The following is a 16,319-nucleotide window of genomic DNA, read 5'->3' on the forward strand; positions in this document are numbered from 1 at the left end:
GCGTAAAATTACAGCTACCGTTAACCTTGCTTTCAGTGCTGGAATAAAACACCCGAGCCCTTAGCCCGCCCGTTTACATTAACGCTGCAGCACGATATGAACGTTAACGCCAGAAGCAACGCCTAAAGTTCACACTGTCGCTATCGTGGAGAACGCCTTATGTTCATCGCCATCTACCAATTTTCAGTCAAAACCGGGCACGAACACGCCTTTCGCCAGGCCTGGCTTGAATTGACCCAAGGTATCTATCTGCAGCGCGGCAGCCTGGGCTCGCGCCTGCATCAGGATGTGAGCGGGCAGTTTATCGGCTATGCGCAATGGCCAAGCCGAGTCGCATGGGAAAGCGCCGGTGATATTCAGTTGGATGAACGCTACCGGCAAGCCCGGGAACGAATGCGTGCGACCTTGCTGGCGGATAAAACGCTGTTTGAAATGGAAGTGACGGACGATTATCTGCAAGTCAGACCGTTTGACTGAGGACAAGCCCACCTAAGCGGGCTTGGGATCGCGGGAGCGGGGGAATCAATGATGCAGCATCTCGTCCACGACTTCTTTGGTCTGCAGTTGGAATGGGTAGTAAGTCGGCCAATTATCCATTTCTTTCAGCAACGCTTCCTGCGAGGTGTTGCCCATAAAGATATGGAAATGCGCCGATTTGCGCGGGCCGATAATGTGATCGCTGAACTGCACGAATTTCGGCGCCAGGCTGCCGGCTTCCTGGCATTCGAACAGATAACGCACGCCCTTTTTACCAGAGACATAGGTCAGGATCTTATGCCCGGCGTACTTATACTGACAAGCGCTGGCTTGGTCGCCGCGGTGAAACTCCATGACGCCGTTTTCAATACCGATGGTATCCACATCGGTGGCGTACCCTTTACGGTAATACGCCTTCACTTCTGCGAAGGTCTTGCTCTTATCCTGCGCCGCTTTCTTCTTGAACACCGGATCGAGATCCCCATTGAGCAGGTAAGGGTACACGGATTGCCACACACCTTCCCAATCCGCCAGGTCGCGATCTTTGACGTCCTTATCGTCGAACACGCCCGCCTCGGCCTTTTTTTCCACTTCCGTCAGCGGCTTGCCATGTGAATGATGCCCGTGGGCAAACGCCTGCCCGCTGATAAACAGCGCTGCCAGCGCCACCGCCACTTTGCCAAAATGCCTCGCCAAAATGCGCTCCTTGTCCGTTATTGAGAAAATGAAAAGTTACAATATAACATAACAATTTTCAATCCCTGTCGTACAACAGGCATGTGTTGCACGCCCTTGCCGCAGGGCTATACTCGGAGAAGACGCGCGGTGCTGTGCCGCCTTCTGCCAGGACGGGCGTCGAATTGAGCGCCGTTCGCGCCTTTGCGTACCGGCATTTTTATTTCACTGATTTGCAATGATTAATTATGACTTGAACTATGCTTGTTACAGGGTCTGCCGTTTGAGCAAGACCCGTGAATAATGAGGGTGCGCTGATGACTACTTCAACACATGAAAAGGTTAAGGATGATAAACGTCTGAGCGATGGACCGGACTGGACGTTCGAACTGCTGCAGGTGTATTTGGAGCAGATCGACCGCGTCGCCAAGCATTACCGGCTCGACACCTACCCCCATCAGATCGAGGTGATCACCTCCGAGCAGATGATGGACGCCTATTCGAGCGTCGGCATGCCGATCAACTATACCCATTGGTCCTTCGGCAAGAAGTTCATCGAAACCGAACAGCGCTACAAACAGGGCCAGCAAGGGCTGGCGTATGAAATCGTCATCAACTCCAATCCCTGCATCGCCTACCTGATGGAGGAGAACACCATCACCATGCAGGCGCTGGTGATGGCACACGCCTGCTATGGCCACAACTCGTTCTTCAAGAATAACTATCTGTTCCGCAGCTGGACCGACGCCAGTTCCATCGTCGATTATCTGTTGTTCGCCCGTCACTACATCAGCCAGTGCGAAGAACGCTACGGCGTAGAAGAAGTGGAACGGTTGCTGGACTCCTGCCACGCACTGATGAGCTACGGCGTCGACAGGTACAAACGCCCGCAGAAAATCTCCTTGGTGGAAGAGAAAGCGCGCCAGAAAAGCCGCGAAGAATATCTGCAAAGCCAGGTGAACACGCTGTGGAAGACCCTGCCACGCGTCGAGCGCGAAGAGTCGCCGGAGCAGGCTCGTCGCTATCCAAGCGAACCGCAGGAAAATATCCTCTATTTTATCGAGAAGAACGCACCGCTACTGGAACCTTGGCAGCGTGAGGTGTTACGCATCGTGCGCAAAGTCAGCCAGTATTTCTACCCGCAAAAACAGACTCAGGTGATGAACGAGGGCTGGGCCACCTTCTGGCACTACACCATCCTCAACCATTTGTACGACGAGGGCCGTGTGACCGAGCGGTTTATGCTGGAGTTTTTACACAGCCACACCAACGTGGTGTATCAGCCGCCTTACAACAGCCCGTACTATAACGGCATCAACCCTTATGCACTGGGCTTCGCCATGTTCCAGGACATCAAGCGCATCTGTCAATCACCGACCGAGGAAGACCGCTACTGGTTCCCGGACATCGCCGGAAAAGACTGGTTGGAGACACTGCACTTCGCCATGCGCGACTTCAAGGACGAGAGCTTTATCAGCCAGTTCCTGTCGCCCAAAGTGATGCGCGACTTCCGCTTGTTCACCGTGCTGGACGACGATCGCAACAACTATCTGGAAATTGCCGCGATCCACAACGAGGCCGGCTACCGGGCGATCCGTCAGGAGCTGTCTGCACAATACAACCTGAGCAATCACGAGCCGAACATTCAGATCTGGAACGTGGACCTGCGCGGCGACCGCTCGCTAACATTGCGTTATATCCCACAGGAGCGTGCGCCGTTGGATAAAAGCCGTCGCGACGTGTTGAAGCACCTGCACCGCCTGTGGGGCTTCGACGTGATCCTAGAACAGCAAAACGAAGACGGCAGCGTGGAGCTGCTCGATCGGTGCCCGCCGCGACCAACGCCGCTGTAATCCGCCATAACGACAAAGGGCGCCAAAATGGCGCCCTTTCTTAATTTCATTAATACGCAATCAGCGACGCGCTTCGGTCAGATCGCTCGGCATGGTGCCCTGCATGCTCTGCCAAATCGCCCCGCTGTCTTTACCGTAGTTGCGCACGGTGTCCATCACCTGGTCGTACAGCTTCTCATGGCACAGCGTGGACAGCTTGCTGTAGAAGGTCAGCGCCAGCTTACGCGCTTCCGGGTTGGAGAAGTAGTAACGGCCCACGCGGGTGTACAGCCCTTTCAGGCCGTTGAAAATCAAGCCGTAGATCGGGTTGCCAGAAGCGAACGCCAAACCACGGAAGATCTCGTAATCGAGCAGATTGAACGCGTCTGCCTGATCTTCTACCTCGGCGGCTTTCGCCAGCACTTCCTGGGCCTGTTCCGGATGATTGCGCACCGCGGCGCGAATAAAGATCGACGCGATATTGGTGCGCACGGACAGCAGGTTATCGATCAGCTGCGGGACGCTTTTGTGATCGAGACGGGCTACGGTCTCAAGGATATTGAGGCCGGACGTTTCCCAGAAATTGTTCACTTTGGTCGGTTTGCCATGCTGAATGGTCAACCAACCATCGCGGGCCAGACGTTGCAACACTTCACGTAACGTAGTGCGCGTGACGCCAATCAACTCCGAAAGCTCACGCTCCGCGGGCAAAATAGAGCCAGGGGGGAAGCGATTATTCCAAATACTCTCAATAATGTACTCTTCCGCGAAACCGGCAGGACTCTGCGCCTTTATGACCATGTGTTTGACGTTCCGTTGCGACGATAAAATCAGTAAAAGTAATCAGCTCATCATACCAGATCGTGCTGACATGACATAGCGTGAGCGAAAAACAATAAACGAAAGTGTGCATAAAGTGGCAAAAAACGCGCAAAAACACCGGCCGAAGGAAATTTGCCGCCGTAAAACAAGCTCCGGTTGCACACGCCCCCACCGCATTGTTAGGGTACGTGCTACGACTGATTAAGGATGCATAGAGGACAATGGAAACAACCCTGCGCAGCGCCCTGCTCAAAAATTTTCTGGGGCAATCTCCCGACTGGTACAAACTGACCATTCTCATTTTTCTGGCGATCAACCCCCTGGTGTTCTTTTTCGCCAGCCCGTTTATTGCGGGTTGGCTGCTGGTGGTCGAGTTCATCTTTACCCTGGCGATGGCGCTGAAATGCTACCCGTTGCTGCCGGGCGGCCTGCTGGCGCTAGAGGCCGTGGCCATCGGCATGACCAGCCCGGCGCAGGTTTCGCAGGAAATCGAACATAATCTGGAAGTGTTGCTGCTGCTGATCTTTATGGTGGCAGGCATCTACTTTATGAAGCAGCTGCTGCTGTTCGTGTTCACCAAGCTGCTGCTCAACATCCGTTCGAAAACGCTGCTGTCGCTGGCGTTTTGCCTGGCCGCCGCCTTCCTTTCTGCCTTCCTCGACGCGCTGACGGTCGTGGCGGTAGTGATCAGCGTGGCCACCGGTTTCTATTCCATCTATCACAACGTGACGTCAAACCGCCCTGACGGCGACATTGGCGATGACAGTGATTTTACCGGCGAAGAGCGCAAACAGACGCTGGAGCAATTCCGCGCCTTTCTGCGCAGCCTGCTGATGCACGCCGGCGTCGGCACCGCGCTCGGCGGGGTCATGACCATGGTGGGCGAGCCGCAAAACCTGATTATCGCCAAAAACGCGGGCTGGGGTTTTATCGATTTCTTCCTGCGTATGGCGCCGGTCACGCTGCCGGTGTTGGTGTGCGGCCTGCTGGTGTGTTGGCTGGTAGAACGTTTTCGCCTGTTTGGCTACGGCGCGCAATTGCCGGGAGCGGTGCGCGACGTGCTGAAAGAGTATGACCGCAAGGCCAGCGCAGGCCGTAGCAAACAAGAACGGCTTAAATTGGTGATGCAGGCGCTGATCGGCGTTTGGCTGGTGCTGGCGTTGGCCTTCCATCTGGCAGAAGTTGGGCTGATCGGCCTGTCGGTCATCGTTCTCGCCACCTCCCTGTGCGGCGTGAACGACGAGCACGCCATCGGCAAAGCGTTCCAGGAAGCGCTGCCATTCACCGCTCTGCTGACGGTGTTCTTCACCGTGGTCGCAGTGATCATCGAACAGCACCTGTTCAGCCCGGTGATCCAGTTTGTGCTGCGCGCCGAGCCCTCCTCTCAGCTTTCGCTGTTCTACCTGTTCAACGGCCTGCTGTCGTCGGTTTCCGACAACGTGTTCGTCGGCACCGTTTACATCAACGAGGCGCGCACCGCGCTGGAAACCGGCGCGATCGGGCTGAAGCAGTTCGAGCTGCTGGCGGTCGCCATCAATACCGGCACCAACCTGCCCTCGGTCGCCACCCCTAATGGGCAGGCGGCGTTTCTGTTCCTGCTGACGTCGGCATTGGCGCCGCTGGTGCGTCTGTCGTATGGCCGCATGGTCTGGATGGCCCTGCCTTATACGGTGGTGTTGACGGTAGTTGGCCTGCTGTGCGTCCAGTTCACTTTGGAGCCGGCGACCGAGCTGTTGACGCAATGGCATTGGCTGACGCTGCCGCCCATCGACACCGTCAGCCACTGAGACGGCGCCGGCAGGGTGAACCGATATTTTTACGCTGAAACCGGCCCAAGTGGCTGGCAGCGAGGGGGAATTGGTTTACACTGCCGGTTCAATTGCTTACTGCATGGAAGAATCTAGATATGTTGCAATTCTTTAACCGCTGTTCACAAGGACGCGGCGCCTGGCTGCTGATGGCCCTGACAGCGTTGGTGTTGGAACTGGTCGCGCTCTATTTCCAGCACGTTATGCTGCTGCAGCCGTGCGTGATGTGCATTTACGAGCGTTGCGCGCTATTCGGCATCCTCGGCGCCTCGTTGGTAGGCGCTATCGCGCCGAAAACCCCGCTGCGCTACGCGGCGATCTTGCTGTGGATCTACAGCGCCTGGGAAGGCGTACAGCTGGCGTGGAAGCACACCATGATCCAATTGCATCCTTCGCCATTCAATACCTGCGATTTCTTCGTCAGCTTCCCGTCCTGGCTGCCGCTGGACAAATGGTTGCCGGCGGTGTTCCACGCTTCCGGTGACTGTTCCGTGCGTCAATGGCAGTTCCTGACGCTGGAAATGCCACAATGGCTGGTTGGTATCTTCGGCGCCTATCTGCTGGTGGCGCTGATTGTACTGATCGCACAGTTTGTCCGCCCACGCCGCCGCGATCTGTTCGGCCGCTGAACGGCAGACAAACAAAAAACGGCGCCACCAGGCGCCGTTTTTTTAGGGTATTACTGTCAAATTCAGAGATAACCCCATTTCAGGTATGTGTAAGGAAGTAAACGAGCACGATTAGCGCTCCAGCTACGGCAAACAGACGGACCATTTTCATTGTTATGCTCTCGAACTTGCGGGAGAGCGGCCAAATTACCCAACTTATCGTTTAAAAAGAAGCATCCCGGCTCAGTTCAGCACGTAATTTACATAACATTAAACTTCTGCAATACCTGCGGCTAAAACCGGCCCTTCCTTTCAACCTTCGAGCATCAATAAATTACCGTTACTTATGAACGACTGCGCCTTTGTCACATTCAGAGCACAATATTTTGGTGAAGTTTACCCATAAAATCCTTATAGTATCGGCAACGTGAGTACTACCGATTTCCCTGGTGTTGTTGTGTGTCTTGCCCCTCATCTTTGCAGGGGCTTTTTTCCTTCTGCCCCCAACCGTCAGTCCCCGCTACCTTTAAATAAATCATTCAAATTTAACTCTGCGCGGTATCACTCATCGGCCACCGTTCGCGCACTAATGATTAAAATCGTTCGTGATTCTTTCCTTATGCTGAATGCAGTAGGCCAATGACATCAAGGACACGATACTATGCCGGATACCACATTGCCCCCTTCGTCTCAGCGCCCGTTCCTGCGGCGCATGCTGCTCAAAGCCGGGAAAAAATTCCTGCGCTGGAACGGCGAATTTCAGACTCGCCATTCGCTGATCTCCACCACGCCGCGGATCGGTAATCATGAATTTAATTGGGTGACGGCGCTGGAAGCCCGTTGGCCTGCCATTCGCGAGGAGTTGGATCGGTTGCTGGAGCACCCGGAGGATATCCCCGCGTTCCACCAAATATCACCGGATCAGCAACGCATCTCCAAAGGGGATAATTGGAAAACCTTCGGGCTGTTTGTCTACGGGCAGCGGGTTGATGAGAACTGCGCCATTTGCCCGCAGACCGCACAGGCGGTCAGCGAGATCCCCGGCATGCGCACCGCCATGTTTTCGATCCTTAAGCCGCACTATCACATCGTCCCCCACAAAGGCCCGACTCGTGCCGTGGTGCGCGCGCATTTGGGATTAATCGTGCCAAAGGATCGGGAAAAGCTCTGGATCCGCGTTGACGACCAAATTCTGCACTGGGATGAAGGCAAGGTGATTTTGTTTGATGATTCCTACGAACACGAGGTTCGCAATGATACCGACGAACTGCGCGCTGTGCTGTTTCTCGATATCGACCGGCCAATGGACAAAGTAGGTACGGCGGTGAATAAACTGCTGTTCAGCCTGATCAAGGCCAGCCCGTATGTGAAGCAGCCGCTGAAAAATCTGGCTAACTGGCATCGCCGCGACAAAAAAGCGTGAAATGGCGGCTTATGCCATGAGCCCCACACCCGTTGGTTAGCTCAATAACGCAGAGGGCGGCATGTCTGAACACGCCGCCCTCTTGCATGAAAACGCGTATTGCTCTGCAGGCGCCCGCCTTTACCTAGCCCAGTCCGGCTTGTTGAGGATATGGTCCTGCCAGTCCACCACCTCGCTTTCACGCACCGCGATATGCCGCACCGTAATGCGCTCGCCGTGCATTGCCGCCTTGGAACCGCTCAGCAGCGGATGCCAGGGGAACAGCGGCTTGCCTTCACCGATCAGGCGATAGGCGCAGGTCGGTGGCAACCACTCAAAGGTGGTGAGGTTCTCGCGCGTCAGTTTGATGCAGTCTTCTTCCAGCTCGAAGCGCCGCTCATAGTTACGGCATTGGCAGGATTTGATGTTGAGCTGGTTGCAGGCTACGTTGGTAAAATAAATCTCGTCGGTATCTTCGTCGATCAGCTTATTCAAACAGCATTGCCCGCACCCGTCGCACAGCGATTCCCACTCTTGTTCTGACATTTCCGCCAGCGTTTTCTGTTGCCAAAAAGCGAGTTGTGACATGTTAGCGTCCGGTTTCGGTAAATGGATAAGTCACCTGCGCACAGGTTCGAGGGGGGACTATATAGACATTTTAGCCACAAGATGCAAGCTTTGCCGCCGACACCGCCGGCGGCAAGGAGAAATCAGATCACCCGGGTGCTGAGCGTTTTGCTGTTCAGGCTGATTTTCAGCATGTCGCCGGAAGCCATCGGGCCCACGCCCTGCGGCGTGCCGGTCAGGATAATGTCGCCGGCGCGCAGCGTGAAGAAACGGCTCATATAGCTGATTAGCGGCAGGATCGGCGTGATCATGTCGCGCGTATTGCCCTGCTGGCGCAGTTGATCGTTGACGGTTAACGACAGCTCGGCGTTTTGCGGATCGCCGAATTCCGCCACCGGAATAAACCCCGACATCGGGCAGGAACCGTCGAAGGCCTTGGCCTTTTCCCACGGCTGGCCGGCTTTTTTAAAGCCCGCCTGCAAATCGCGCAACGTCAGATCGAGCGCCACACCGTAGCCGGCGATCGCCCGCGCAACGCGATCTTCGTTGGCCTGTTTCAACGGCGTGCCGATCAGTACCGCCAGCTCCACCTCATGATGCACCGCACCGAACTCTTTGGGGATGGCCACCGGCTGACGAATATCGCACAGCGCCGTTTCCGGTTTGATGAATACCACCGGCTCGACGGAAACCGCGCTGCCCATTTCCTTGATGTGATCGGCATAGTTACTGCCGACGCAAACCACCTTGTTCACCGGGAAATCGAGCAGCGAACCCTGCCAGTCTCTATGTTGATACATACCGCTTCTCCCAAACTGTAGAGGCTTGGCGCGCCAAGCCGATTATTGGTGTGCCGGATCAATGTCCGATCGCGTCCGCCATCATACCCACGGCGATAGCGAAATAGTAAGAGCGATTCCAGTGCATGAGGGTGCGGAAATTATCATAGACCAGGAACGTCCGGCCCTGCATATCATCCGGCGCAATGATCCAACCGCGCTGAACGGCATGCGGCAACGCACTGCCATCCGCACGACGCACCCCGCGTTGTTGCCAGGCGTTGACGCTGCGCGCCTGCGCGTCTTTCAACCCCAGCTCGGCCCGATTGAAACCGGCGGGCAGTTTGACCTCACGCCCCCAGCCGATGCCGGGCTGCCAGCCCTCTTTGGACAAATAACTGGCCGTAGACGCGAAGACATCATCAATGTTGTTCCAGATATCGATGCGCCCGTCACCGTCACCGTCCGCCGCATAGCGCAGGAAAGAGCTCGGCATAAACTGGCATTGCCCCATCGCGCCGGCCCAGGAACCTTTCAGCGGTGTATCGCCGACGTGCCCCTGCTCGACTATCTGCAGTGCCGCCATCAGCTCCTGGCTGAAAAAGGCTTCGCGGCGCCCTTCAAACGCCAGCGTCGCCAGCGCGGACACCACATCTTCCCGCCCCTGAATCTTGCCGTAGGCGCTCTCCATGCCCCACAGCGCGATGATATAGCGCCCCGGCACCCGATAGCGCTCGCCGGCGCGCGTCCATTGCGCGTGGCGCTGCCGGTACAGTTCGCGCCCTTGGCGCACTTTAACGGGCGTCATCACCCGCCGCAGATAGTCATCCAGGGTTACCTTCTGCTCCGGCTGATTGCGATCGGCCTTGATCACCCGATCGACGAAATGGATTTGCGCAAAGGCGCGGTCGAGGGTGGCCTGACTGATGCCCTGCTCCCGCGCCCGGCGCTTGAGCTGTTCGACATACGCCGGGAACTGCGCCGGATCCCGGCCGCTCGTCGCCAGCGTCGTCTCCTGCGCCGCCTGCGCTGCGCCCGGCATCAGCACCCCGCCCAACGTCAGCCAGGCGGCCAATACAATTCTTCTTGCCGAAGGTGTCATCGCGCCTCCCCTGGCCGTGGCAACTGTCTCAGGCCTTGTCGCCCGCCAGATGCTGGTTGAGCAGGTTTTCTACCGGCGGCGGGAACTGCAGGTAATAGCCTTCGTCTTTCAACGCCTGCTTCACCTTTTCGATATCCGCCGAGGCCAATTTCTTGCGCTCATCGAGCGACAGCATCATGGCGAATTGCGGTACGCCGAAACTTTTCATCAGTGCTTCCGGCACACGAGAGAAATCGTCTTTTTTTTCGACATAAAGATAAGTTTGATCGCGTTTCGGGCTTCTATAGATCACACAAAGCATTTTTTTAACTCTATTTAATTGAGGGAGCGTCTTGCCTGGATATAACTCTGACTATAACATGCTTATAGTACATCGGAATATCGCACCCCGAGTGGTATTCCGGGGATTTAAAGTTGCTGAGACTGAGTCAGGATAGATGTCACAATCGCCAATTGAGCTAAAAGGCAGCAGTTTTACCCTATCGGTTGTTCATTTGCATAATTCACAGCCCGAGGTAATACGTCAGGCGTTACAGGAAAAAGTTGAGCAAGCGCCCGCTTTTCTGAAAAACGCCCCTGTTGTTATCAACGTTGCAACGCTGGAAGGCGATGCGAACTGGAAAGAACTTCAACAGGCTGTCGCGGCAGCAGGCCTGCGCGTTGTGGGTATCAGCGGTTGCAGAGATGAGCGTCAAAAGCGCGCGATAGCCCGTGCCGGGCTGCCGCTGCTGAGCGAAGGCAAAGGCCAGAAGATGGCTGCGCCGGAGCCTGCACCTGCGCCCGTGGTGGCGGATAACGCCCCCGCCAAAACGCGCATCATCAGTACGCCTGTCCGTTCCGGCCAACAGATTTACGCCCGCAACTGCGATCTTATCGTGACCAGCAGCGTCAGCGCCGGCGCCGAATTGATTGCCGATGGCAATATTCATGTCTACGGCATGATGCGCGGTCGCGCACTGGCAGGCGCGTCAGGCGACACGCAATGTCAGATTTTTTGCACCCACCTGGCGGCTGAGCTAGTCTCTATCGCAGGGCAGTACTGGTTGAGCGACCAAATCCCGTCCGATTACGTCGGGCAGGCCGTACGACTCAGCCTGTTGGATAACGCTTTAACCATACAACCTTTAAATTAAGCCCTTTTGACAAGGAATCCATTTCATGGCACGCATTATTGTTGTTACATCGGGTAAAGGGGGCGTTGGCAAGACCACTTCGAGCGCGGCCATCGCTACCGGCCTGGCCCAGAAAGGCAAGAAAACCGTCGTGATCGATTTCGATATCGGCCTGCGTAATCTTGACCTGATTATGGGCTGCGAACGTCGGGTAGTGTATGATTTCGTGAACGTGATTCAGGGCGATGCCACGCTGAATCAGGCGTTGATCAAAGACAAACGCACTGAAAACCTCTATATCCTGCCGGCTTCGCAGACGCGCGACAAAGACGCGTTGACCCGCGAAGGCGTTGAAAAAATCCTCAACGATCTCGGCGAGATGGATTTTGACTTCGTGGTGTGCGATTCACCGGCCGGTATCGAAACCGGTGCGCTGATGGCGCTGTATTTCGCCGACGAAGCTATCATCACCACCAACCCGGAAGTGTCTTCGGTACGCGACTCTGACCGTATCCTGGGTATCCTCTCTTCCAAGTCACGCCGCGCCGAGAAAGGCGAATCGCCAATCAAGGAACACCTGCTGCTGACCCGTTACAACCCGGGCCGCGTCAGCCGTGGCGACATGCTGAGCATGGAAGACGTGCTTGAAATTCTGCGCATTCCGCTGGTGGGTGTGATCCCGGAAGACCAGTCCGTGCTGCGCGCTTCCAACCAGGGTGAGCCTGTCATTCTGGATGCCGAGTCAGACGCCGGTAAGGCGTACGACGATACCGTTTGCCGCTTGTTGGGGGAAGAACGCCCATTCCGCTTCATTGAAGAAGAGAAGAAGGGTTTCCTGAAACGCCTTTTTGGGGGATAAACCATGGCCTTATTAGACTTCTTTCTGTCCCGCAAAAAACAGACAGCCAATATAGCCAAGGAACGGCTGCAGATTATCGTCGCAGAGCGTCGTCGCGGGGACAGTGAGCCCCCGTATCTGCCTGATCTGAAACGCGATATTCTGGCGGTTATTTGCAAATACATTCAGATCGATCCTGAAATGCTGCATGTGCAGTTCGAGCAGAAAGGGGACGATATTTCGGTACTTGAACTTAACGTGACATTACCGGAATCGGAAGAAGCAGCTAAATGATTGCGACGCATTAATTACCCCCTGTATATTTTATGCAGGGGGTAACTGTATGTGTATCCAGTTATTAAGCATTATCGGCAGCAAAAAATTGATTTTTCCCTTTGGGACAATTCCCAATTAACTTTGCCGCCACCTCGTTTAAAGTAAATTCTGGCCAGATTTACCTTCAACGCATTATTTCCTGCCTATATTCACCCGAGCAGAGTTTCCCTACCCTGCCCTGGTGATAACCAGCGATTAATAATCTTTCAGGATGTCCTGCAACGGCGCCATTAATAAATCGCCGCGCCAGCCGCTGATTAATTCAGGGCGACTCTCGCCGTCCTTCAGTTTCCAATGCCAGTTCAACAATTGGTTAATTTGGCGACGGGATGCCAGCAGCTCGCTGCTCAACCCGCTTTGCTCGCTGACGGTAGCGATAGCGGCCTTGATGTCCTTAAACACCTTCTTGTAGCCCGGCTGATCGATAAGGTTAGCCAACGGCGCGGGCAACTCGGACTCCTCCAGCGCTTCGGCTTCGGCCACCAGCGCCAGCAGCGTTTTGCCGTGATAACGGATCTCCGGCCCGCTCAGCCCCAGAGAATCCAGTTCTCCCAGCGAAGACGGCATATAGCGCGCCACCTGCCATAGGTTCTCCTCACGCACCACGAAGTTCACCGCCAGATCGCGCTCGCGCGCCTGGCGCAACCGCCATTCTGCCAACTTCTGCAAACAGCCGAGCTGACGCGGGCGCAGCTGCCAGGCATTGCTGATTTCGCGATAGGCCACTTCCGGCGCCAGCGTCTCGCTACGGCGTTGGCACAGCAGCAGGCACTCGTTATGGGCCGCAGCGGTCCAGCCGGCCTCTTCGGTCTCCTGCACCAGCTGCTTGGCCATCGGCAGCAGGTAGAACACGTCGGCGGCCGCATACACGCACTGTCTTTCGGTCAGCGGGCGCGCCAGCCAGTCGGTGCGCGACTCGCTCTTGTCCAGTTCAACCTTCATGTACTCCGCCACCAGCGTCGCAAAACCGCAGGAGAGCGGCCGACCGGTAAAGGCCGCCAGGATCTGGGTGTCGATCATCGGCGTCGGCAGCGTTTTAAAGGCGTTGAGAAACACTTCAAGATCTTCACTGCCGGCATGCAGGAACTTCACCACGGCGGTGTCGGCCAGCAGGTCGACAAACGGCTGCCATTGCTTGATCGGCAGAGGATCGATGAGGGAGAGTTGTTCACCGTCGTAGAGCTGGATCAGGCCCAGCTGAGGATAGTAGGTGCGCGTTCTGACAAACTCGGTGTCCAGCGCAATCTGGGCATGCTTTCTCGCCTGCTCGCAGACCTGCTGCAATCCGGCATCGGTAGTGATCAACTGATAATTCAAAACATCATTCTCTTGTAGGATTCAAACACAACAACGCCGGCATTCACCGGCGTTGTTGATAGTCAGACGCGAAAGCGACACCTAGGCGGCATCGGCCGGCTTCGGCGTTTTTAGCTCATCGCGCAGTTCTCGCCGCAAAATCTTGCCGACGTTCGACTTCGGCAGTTCATCGCGGAACTCAACAATTTTAGGCACTTTATACCCGGTCAGGTGGCGACGGCAATGGGTCAACAGCTCTTCCTTGGTCAGCGAGGCGTCTTTCTTCACCACGCAGATCTTCACCGTTTCACCGGAGGCCTCGCTGGGCACGCCGATTGCCGCACATTCCAGCACTTTCGGGTGCTGGCTGACCACATCTTCAATCTCGTTCGGATACACGTTGAAACCCGAGACCAGGATCATGTCTTTCTTGCGGTCGACGATGCGCACAAATCCCTGATCGTCCACGGTCACCACATCGCCGGTCGCCAGCCAGCCATCTTTAAGCACTTCGTCGGTGGCTTCCGGGCGCTGCCAATAGCCTAACATAACTTGCGGCCCTTTGACCCACAGTTCGCCCGGTTCGCCCGGCGGCACGTCATGGCCGTTGTCGTCCACCAACCGAATGTCCGTCGACGGCACCGGCAGGCCGATGCTGCCGCTGTAGTGTTTCAGATCGTAAGGGTTACCGGCCACCAGCGGCGCGCACTCGGTCAGACCATAGCCTTCCAGCAGGTGTTTACCGGTGGTTTTCTCCCACTTCTCGGCCACCGCTTTTTGCACCGACATACCGCCGCCGACCGAGAAACGCAGCGTAGAGAAATCGAGTTTGTGGAACTCTTCGTTGTTCAGCAACGCGTTGAACAGCGTATTCACCCCGCTCATGGCGGTGAACGGATATTTACCCAGCTCCTTCACCAGCCCCGGAATATCGCGCGGGTTGGTGATCAGCAAATTGCGCCCGCCCAGATCGATAAACAGCAGGCAGTTCACCGTCAGCGCGAAAATGTGGTATAGCGGCAACGCCGTCACCACCAGTTCCTGCCCTTCACGGAACAGCGGCGAATAAGCGGCCTTGGCCTGCTCAAGGTTGGCCTGCATGTTACGGTGCGTCAGCATCGCGCCCTTCGCCACGCCGGTGGTACCGCCGGTGTATTGCAGGAAAGCCAAATCGCTATTAATGATGTCCGGTTTTACATATTGCAGACGGCGGCCGCGTTGCAGCGCGCTGCGGAATGAAATGGCGTCCGGCAGGTTGTATTTGGGCACCAGGCGCTTGACGTATTTGACCACGAAGTTGACCAGCGTGCCTTTGGCGGCCGAAAGCTGGTCGCCCATGCGCGTCAGGATCACGTGTTTGACCTGGGTGTTGAACACCACTTTTTCCAGCGTATGGGCAAAGTTGGAAACGATAACGATGGCGCTGGCCCCGCTATCGTTCAACTGGTGCTCCAGCTCGCGCGGGGTATACAACGGGTTGACGTTGACCACCACCATGCCGGCACGCAGAATGCCGAACAGAGCGATGGGGTATTGCAACAGGTTAGGCATCATCAGCGCGACACGGTCGCCCTTCTTCAGGCCCAGTTCATTTTGCAGGTAAGCCGCGAAAGCCCGGCTGCGTTCTTCCAGTTTGCGGAAGGTCATCACCTCGCCCATGTTGATAAAGGCGGGCTGATCGGCATAACGCTGCACGGCATGCTCAAACATTTCGATCAACGACGAATAGCGATCGGCATCAATCTCTGCGGGCACATCTGCCGGATACCGTTTTAACCAGACCTTATCCAAGGTATTACTCCTGAAATCATTACTAATTATCATCGCAGCCCTCAAACTCGCAGCCTAACCATAACAATATTTTAACTCAGCAGACCAGTTCGGGTTTTAAACATTATTCAGGTTGCGATGTACGTCACTAATTGTCGGATATTCCCTATCCCAAAAAGCAAAAGGGCGGCCTGAGCCGCCCTGTCAAATATGTTCACATCAAGCGTATGCTACTCGGTTACGATGGTTTGCACCTGTGCCGGACCGGGGTTGTACCAGCCATAGCCTGCGCCCCAGCCGGGCCCCCACGGACCACCGCGCCAGCCCCAAGGGCCCATCGGCGCAGGCGGCATCACCACCTGCTGCACCAGATGCCAGCGCTTGAAACCGGTCACGTTCATCGTTACGAAACGATATGGCGTCATGCCGATCCGCCCCTCTTTCAGGCCGGTGATAGGGCCGACGACGGTCACCAGTTGGCCTTTGAAATCGACCGGTTCGAGGAAGCCGTTCACCGTGGCCAGCAAGCGGCCGTTCGACGGTTCACCCAGTATCGGCCGCGCACCGCTGTCAAGCGGCACCGCCGCGATCTCCAGCAGCGTGCGCCCTTGTTCGTTGGCGACGTTCACCACGGTGCCGCCGAAGCGGGCTTCCGCGCCAGTAAACAGGTTCGGTGCATTTTGTACCGAGGAAAGCTGAGTCACCGGCGAAGGGCTGGAGCCTTTGATCGCATCCGGTACGGTGACGCACCCGGTCAGAACCAGCGCGCCGCAGGCGACGGCCAGCAGCGACAGCTTTTTACTTGCAGTGCGGATTAACATGGTCGCAATCTCCTGAAATGCCTGTAACTTTGACCGCGTTTCGTCGTTCAAGTTGCAGGCCTTCATCGCCCGGC

General features: G+C 56.1%; 17 protein-coding genes. 8 read left to right on the forward strand and 9 right to left on the reverse strand.

All coding sequences use genetic code 11. From position 1 onward, the window contains the following. Positions 1-159 precede the first annotated feature (159 nt). Complete coding sequence (locus QMZ29_RS08505) at positions 160-477, forward strand: antibiotic biosynthesis monooxygenase family protein (RefSeq protein ID WP_025303104.1); 318 nt, start codon at positions 160-162, stop codon at positions 475-477. A gap of 45 nt (positions 478-522) precedes the next feature. Here QMZ29_RS08505 and zinT read toward each other — a convergent pair whose 3' ends face one another. After that, on the reverse strand, positions 523-1,173 hold the full coding sequence (zinT, locus tag QMZ29_RS08510; RefSeq protein WP_025303105.1) for a metal-binding protein ZinT: 651 nt from the start codon (positions 1,171-1,173) through the stop codon (positions 523-525). A 296-nt stretch (positions 1,174-1,469) separates the two neighbouring features. Here zinT and QMZ29_RS08515 point away from each other — a divergent pair, with 296 nt between their 5' ends. Continuing rightward, a complete protein-coding gene (locus tag QMZ29_RS08515; RefSeq protein ID WP_025303106.1) occupies positions 1,470-3,005 on the forward strand; it encodes a SpoVR family protein in 1,536 nt (511 codons plus the stop codon). Between the two features lie 60 nt (positions 3,006-3,065). Here the strand turns inward: QMZ29_RS08515 and fadR are convergent, their stop codons facing one another. Further along, a complete protein-coding gene (fadR, locus tag QMZ29_RS08520) occupies positions 3,066-3,785 on the reverse strand; it encodes a fatty acid metabolism transcriptional regulator FadR (RefSeq protein ID WP_025303107.1) in 720 nt (239 codons plus the stop codon). 242 nt (positions 3,786-4,027) lie between these two features. Between fadR and nhaB the strand changes: the two genes are divergently transcribed. The 3 genes from nhaB (at position 4,028) to QMZ29_RS08535 (ending at position 7,645) form a co-directional block, all read left to right on the forward strand. Beyond that, the gene (gene nhaB / locus QMZ29_RS08525) at positions 4,028-5,593 is read left to right on the forward strand and encodes a sodium/proton antiporter NhaB (protein ID WP_025303108.1); all 1,566 of its coding nucleotides are present in this window, start codon (positions 4,028-4,030) and stop codon (positions 5,591-5,593) included. A 119-nt stretch (positions 5,594-5,712) separates the two neighbouring features. After that, positions 5,713-6,243: a disulfide bond formation protein DsbB gene (gene dsbB, locus QMZ29_RS08530; RefSeq protein WP_004932277.1), complete on the forward strand. Its 531-nt coding sequence runs from the start codon at positions 5,713-5,715 to the stop codon at positions 6,241-6,243. Positions 6,244-6,883: 640 nt separating this feature from the next. Beyond that, a complete protein-coding gene (locus QMZ29_RS08535; RefSeq protein WP_049209184.1) occupies positions 6,884-7,645 on the forward strand; it encodes an aspartyl/asparaginyl beta-hydroxylase domain-containing protein in 762 nt (253 codons plus the stop codon). A gap of 120 nt (positions 7,646-7,765) precedes the next feature. Here QMZ29_RS08535 and ycgN read toward each other — a convergent pair whose 3' ends face one another. From ycgN to QMZ29_RS08555, 4 genes are all read right to left on the reverse strand, one after another. Further along, positions 7,766-8,212 carry a cysteine cluster protein YcgN gene (ycgN, locus tag QMZ29_RS08540; RefSeq protein ID WP_025303110.1) on the reverse strand — a complete coding sequence of 149 codons (447 nt, stop codon included), beginning with the start codon at positions 8,210-8,212 and terminating at the stop codon, positions 7,766-7,768. A gap of 122 nt (positions 8,213-8,334) precedes the next feature. Continuing rightward, positions 8,335-8,991 carry a fumarylacetoacetate hydrolase family protein gene (locus QMZ29_RS08545; protein ID WP_261424870.1) on the reverse strand — a complete coding sequence of 219 codons (657 nt, stop codon included), beginning with the start codon at positions 8,989-8,991 and terminating at the stop codon, positions 8,335-8,337. A gap of 58 nt (positions 8,992-9,049) precedes the next feature. Next, positions 9,050-10,012: a lytic murein transglycosylase gene (locus tag QMZ29_RS08550; protein WP_230201412.1), complete on the reverse strand. Its 963-nt coding sequence runs from the start codon at positions 10,010-10,012 to the stop codon at positions 9,050-9,052. A gap of 88 nt (positions 10,013-10,100) precedes the next feature. Continuing rightward, entirely contained in the window at positions 10,101-10,373 is a 273-nt protein-coding gene (locus tag QMZ29_RS08555; RefSeq protein WP_033643340.1) for a YcgL domain-containing protein, read from the reverse strand. A gap of 136 nt (positions 10,374-10,509) precedes the next feature. On the opposite strand from QMZ29_RS08555, the gene minC reads away from it, so the two are divergent. The 3 genes from minC to minE are packed head-to-tail and all read left to right on the forward strand — an operon-like array spanning position 10,510 to position 12,316. Beyond that, on the forward strand, positions 10,510-11,205 hold the full coding sequence (gene minC, locus QMZ29_RS08560) for a septum site-determining protein MinC (RefSeq protein WP_025303113.1): 696 nt from the start codon (positions 10,510-10,512) through the stop codon (positions 11,203-11,205). A gap of 25 nt (positions 11,206-11,230) precedes the next feature. Next, complete coding sequence (gene minD, locus QMZ29_RS08565; RefSeq protein ID WP_016927452.1) at positions 11,231-12,043, forward strand: septum site-determining protein MinD; 813 nt, start codon at positions 11,231-11,233, stop codon at positions 12,041-12,043. Positions 12,044-12,046: 3 nt separating this feature from the next. Continuing rightward, the gene (gene minE / locus QMZ29_RS08570; protein WP_004932303.1) at positions 12,047-12,316 is read left to right on the forward strand and encodes a cell division topological specificity factor MinE; all 270 of its coding nucleotides are present in this window, start codon (positions 12,047-12,049) and stop codon (positions 12,314-12,316) included. 237 nt (positions 12,317-12,553) lie between these two features. Here minE and rnd read toward each other — a convergent pair whose 3' ends face one another. The 3 genes from rnd to QMZ29_RS08585 form a co-directional block, all read right to left on the reverse strand. Continuing rightward, complete coding sequence (gene rnd / locus QMZ29_RS08575) at positions 12,554-13,675, reverse strand: ribonuclease D (RefSeq protein ID WP_025303114.1); 1,122 nt, start codon at positions 13,673-13,675, stop codon at positions 12,554-12,556. An 81-nt stretch (positions 13,676-13,756) separates the two neighbouring features. Further along, positions 13,757-15,445 carry a long-chain-fatty-acid--CoA ligase FadD gene (fadD, locus tag QMZ29_RS08580; RefSeq protein ID WP_025303115.1) on the reverse strand — a complete coding sequence of 563 codons (1,689 nt, stop codon included), beginning with the start codon at positions 15,443-15,445 and terminating at the stop codon, positions 13,757-13,759. Between the two features lie 209 nt (positions 15,446-15,654). Then, positions 15,655-16,245: a Slp family lipoprotein gene (locus tag QMZ29_RS08585; RefSeq protein WP_021503867.1), complete on the reverse strand. Its 591-nt coding sequence runs from the start codon at positions 16,243-16,245 to the stop codon at positions 15,655-15,657. Positions 16,246-16,319 lie beyond the last annotated feature (74 nt).

The sequence above is a fragment of the Serratia sp. PF-27 genome (genome assembly GCF_030053255.1).
Lineage (GTDB): Bacteria > Pseudomonadota > Gammaproteobacteria > Enterobacterales > Enterobacteriaceae > Serratia > Serratia bockelmannii.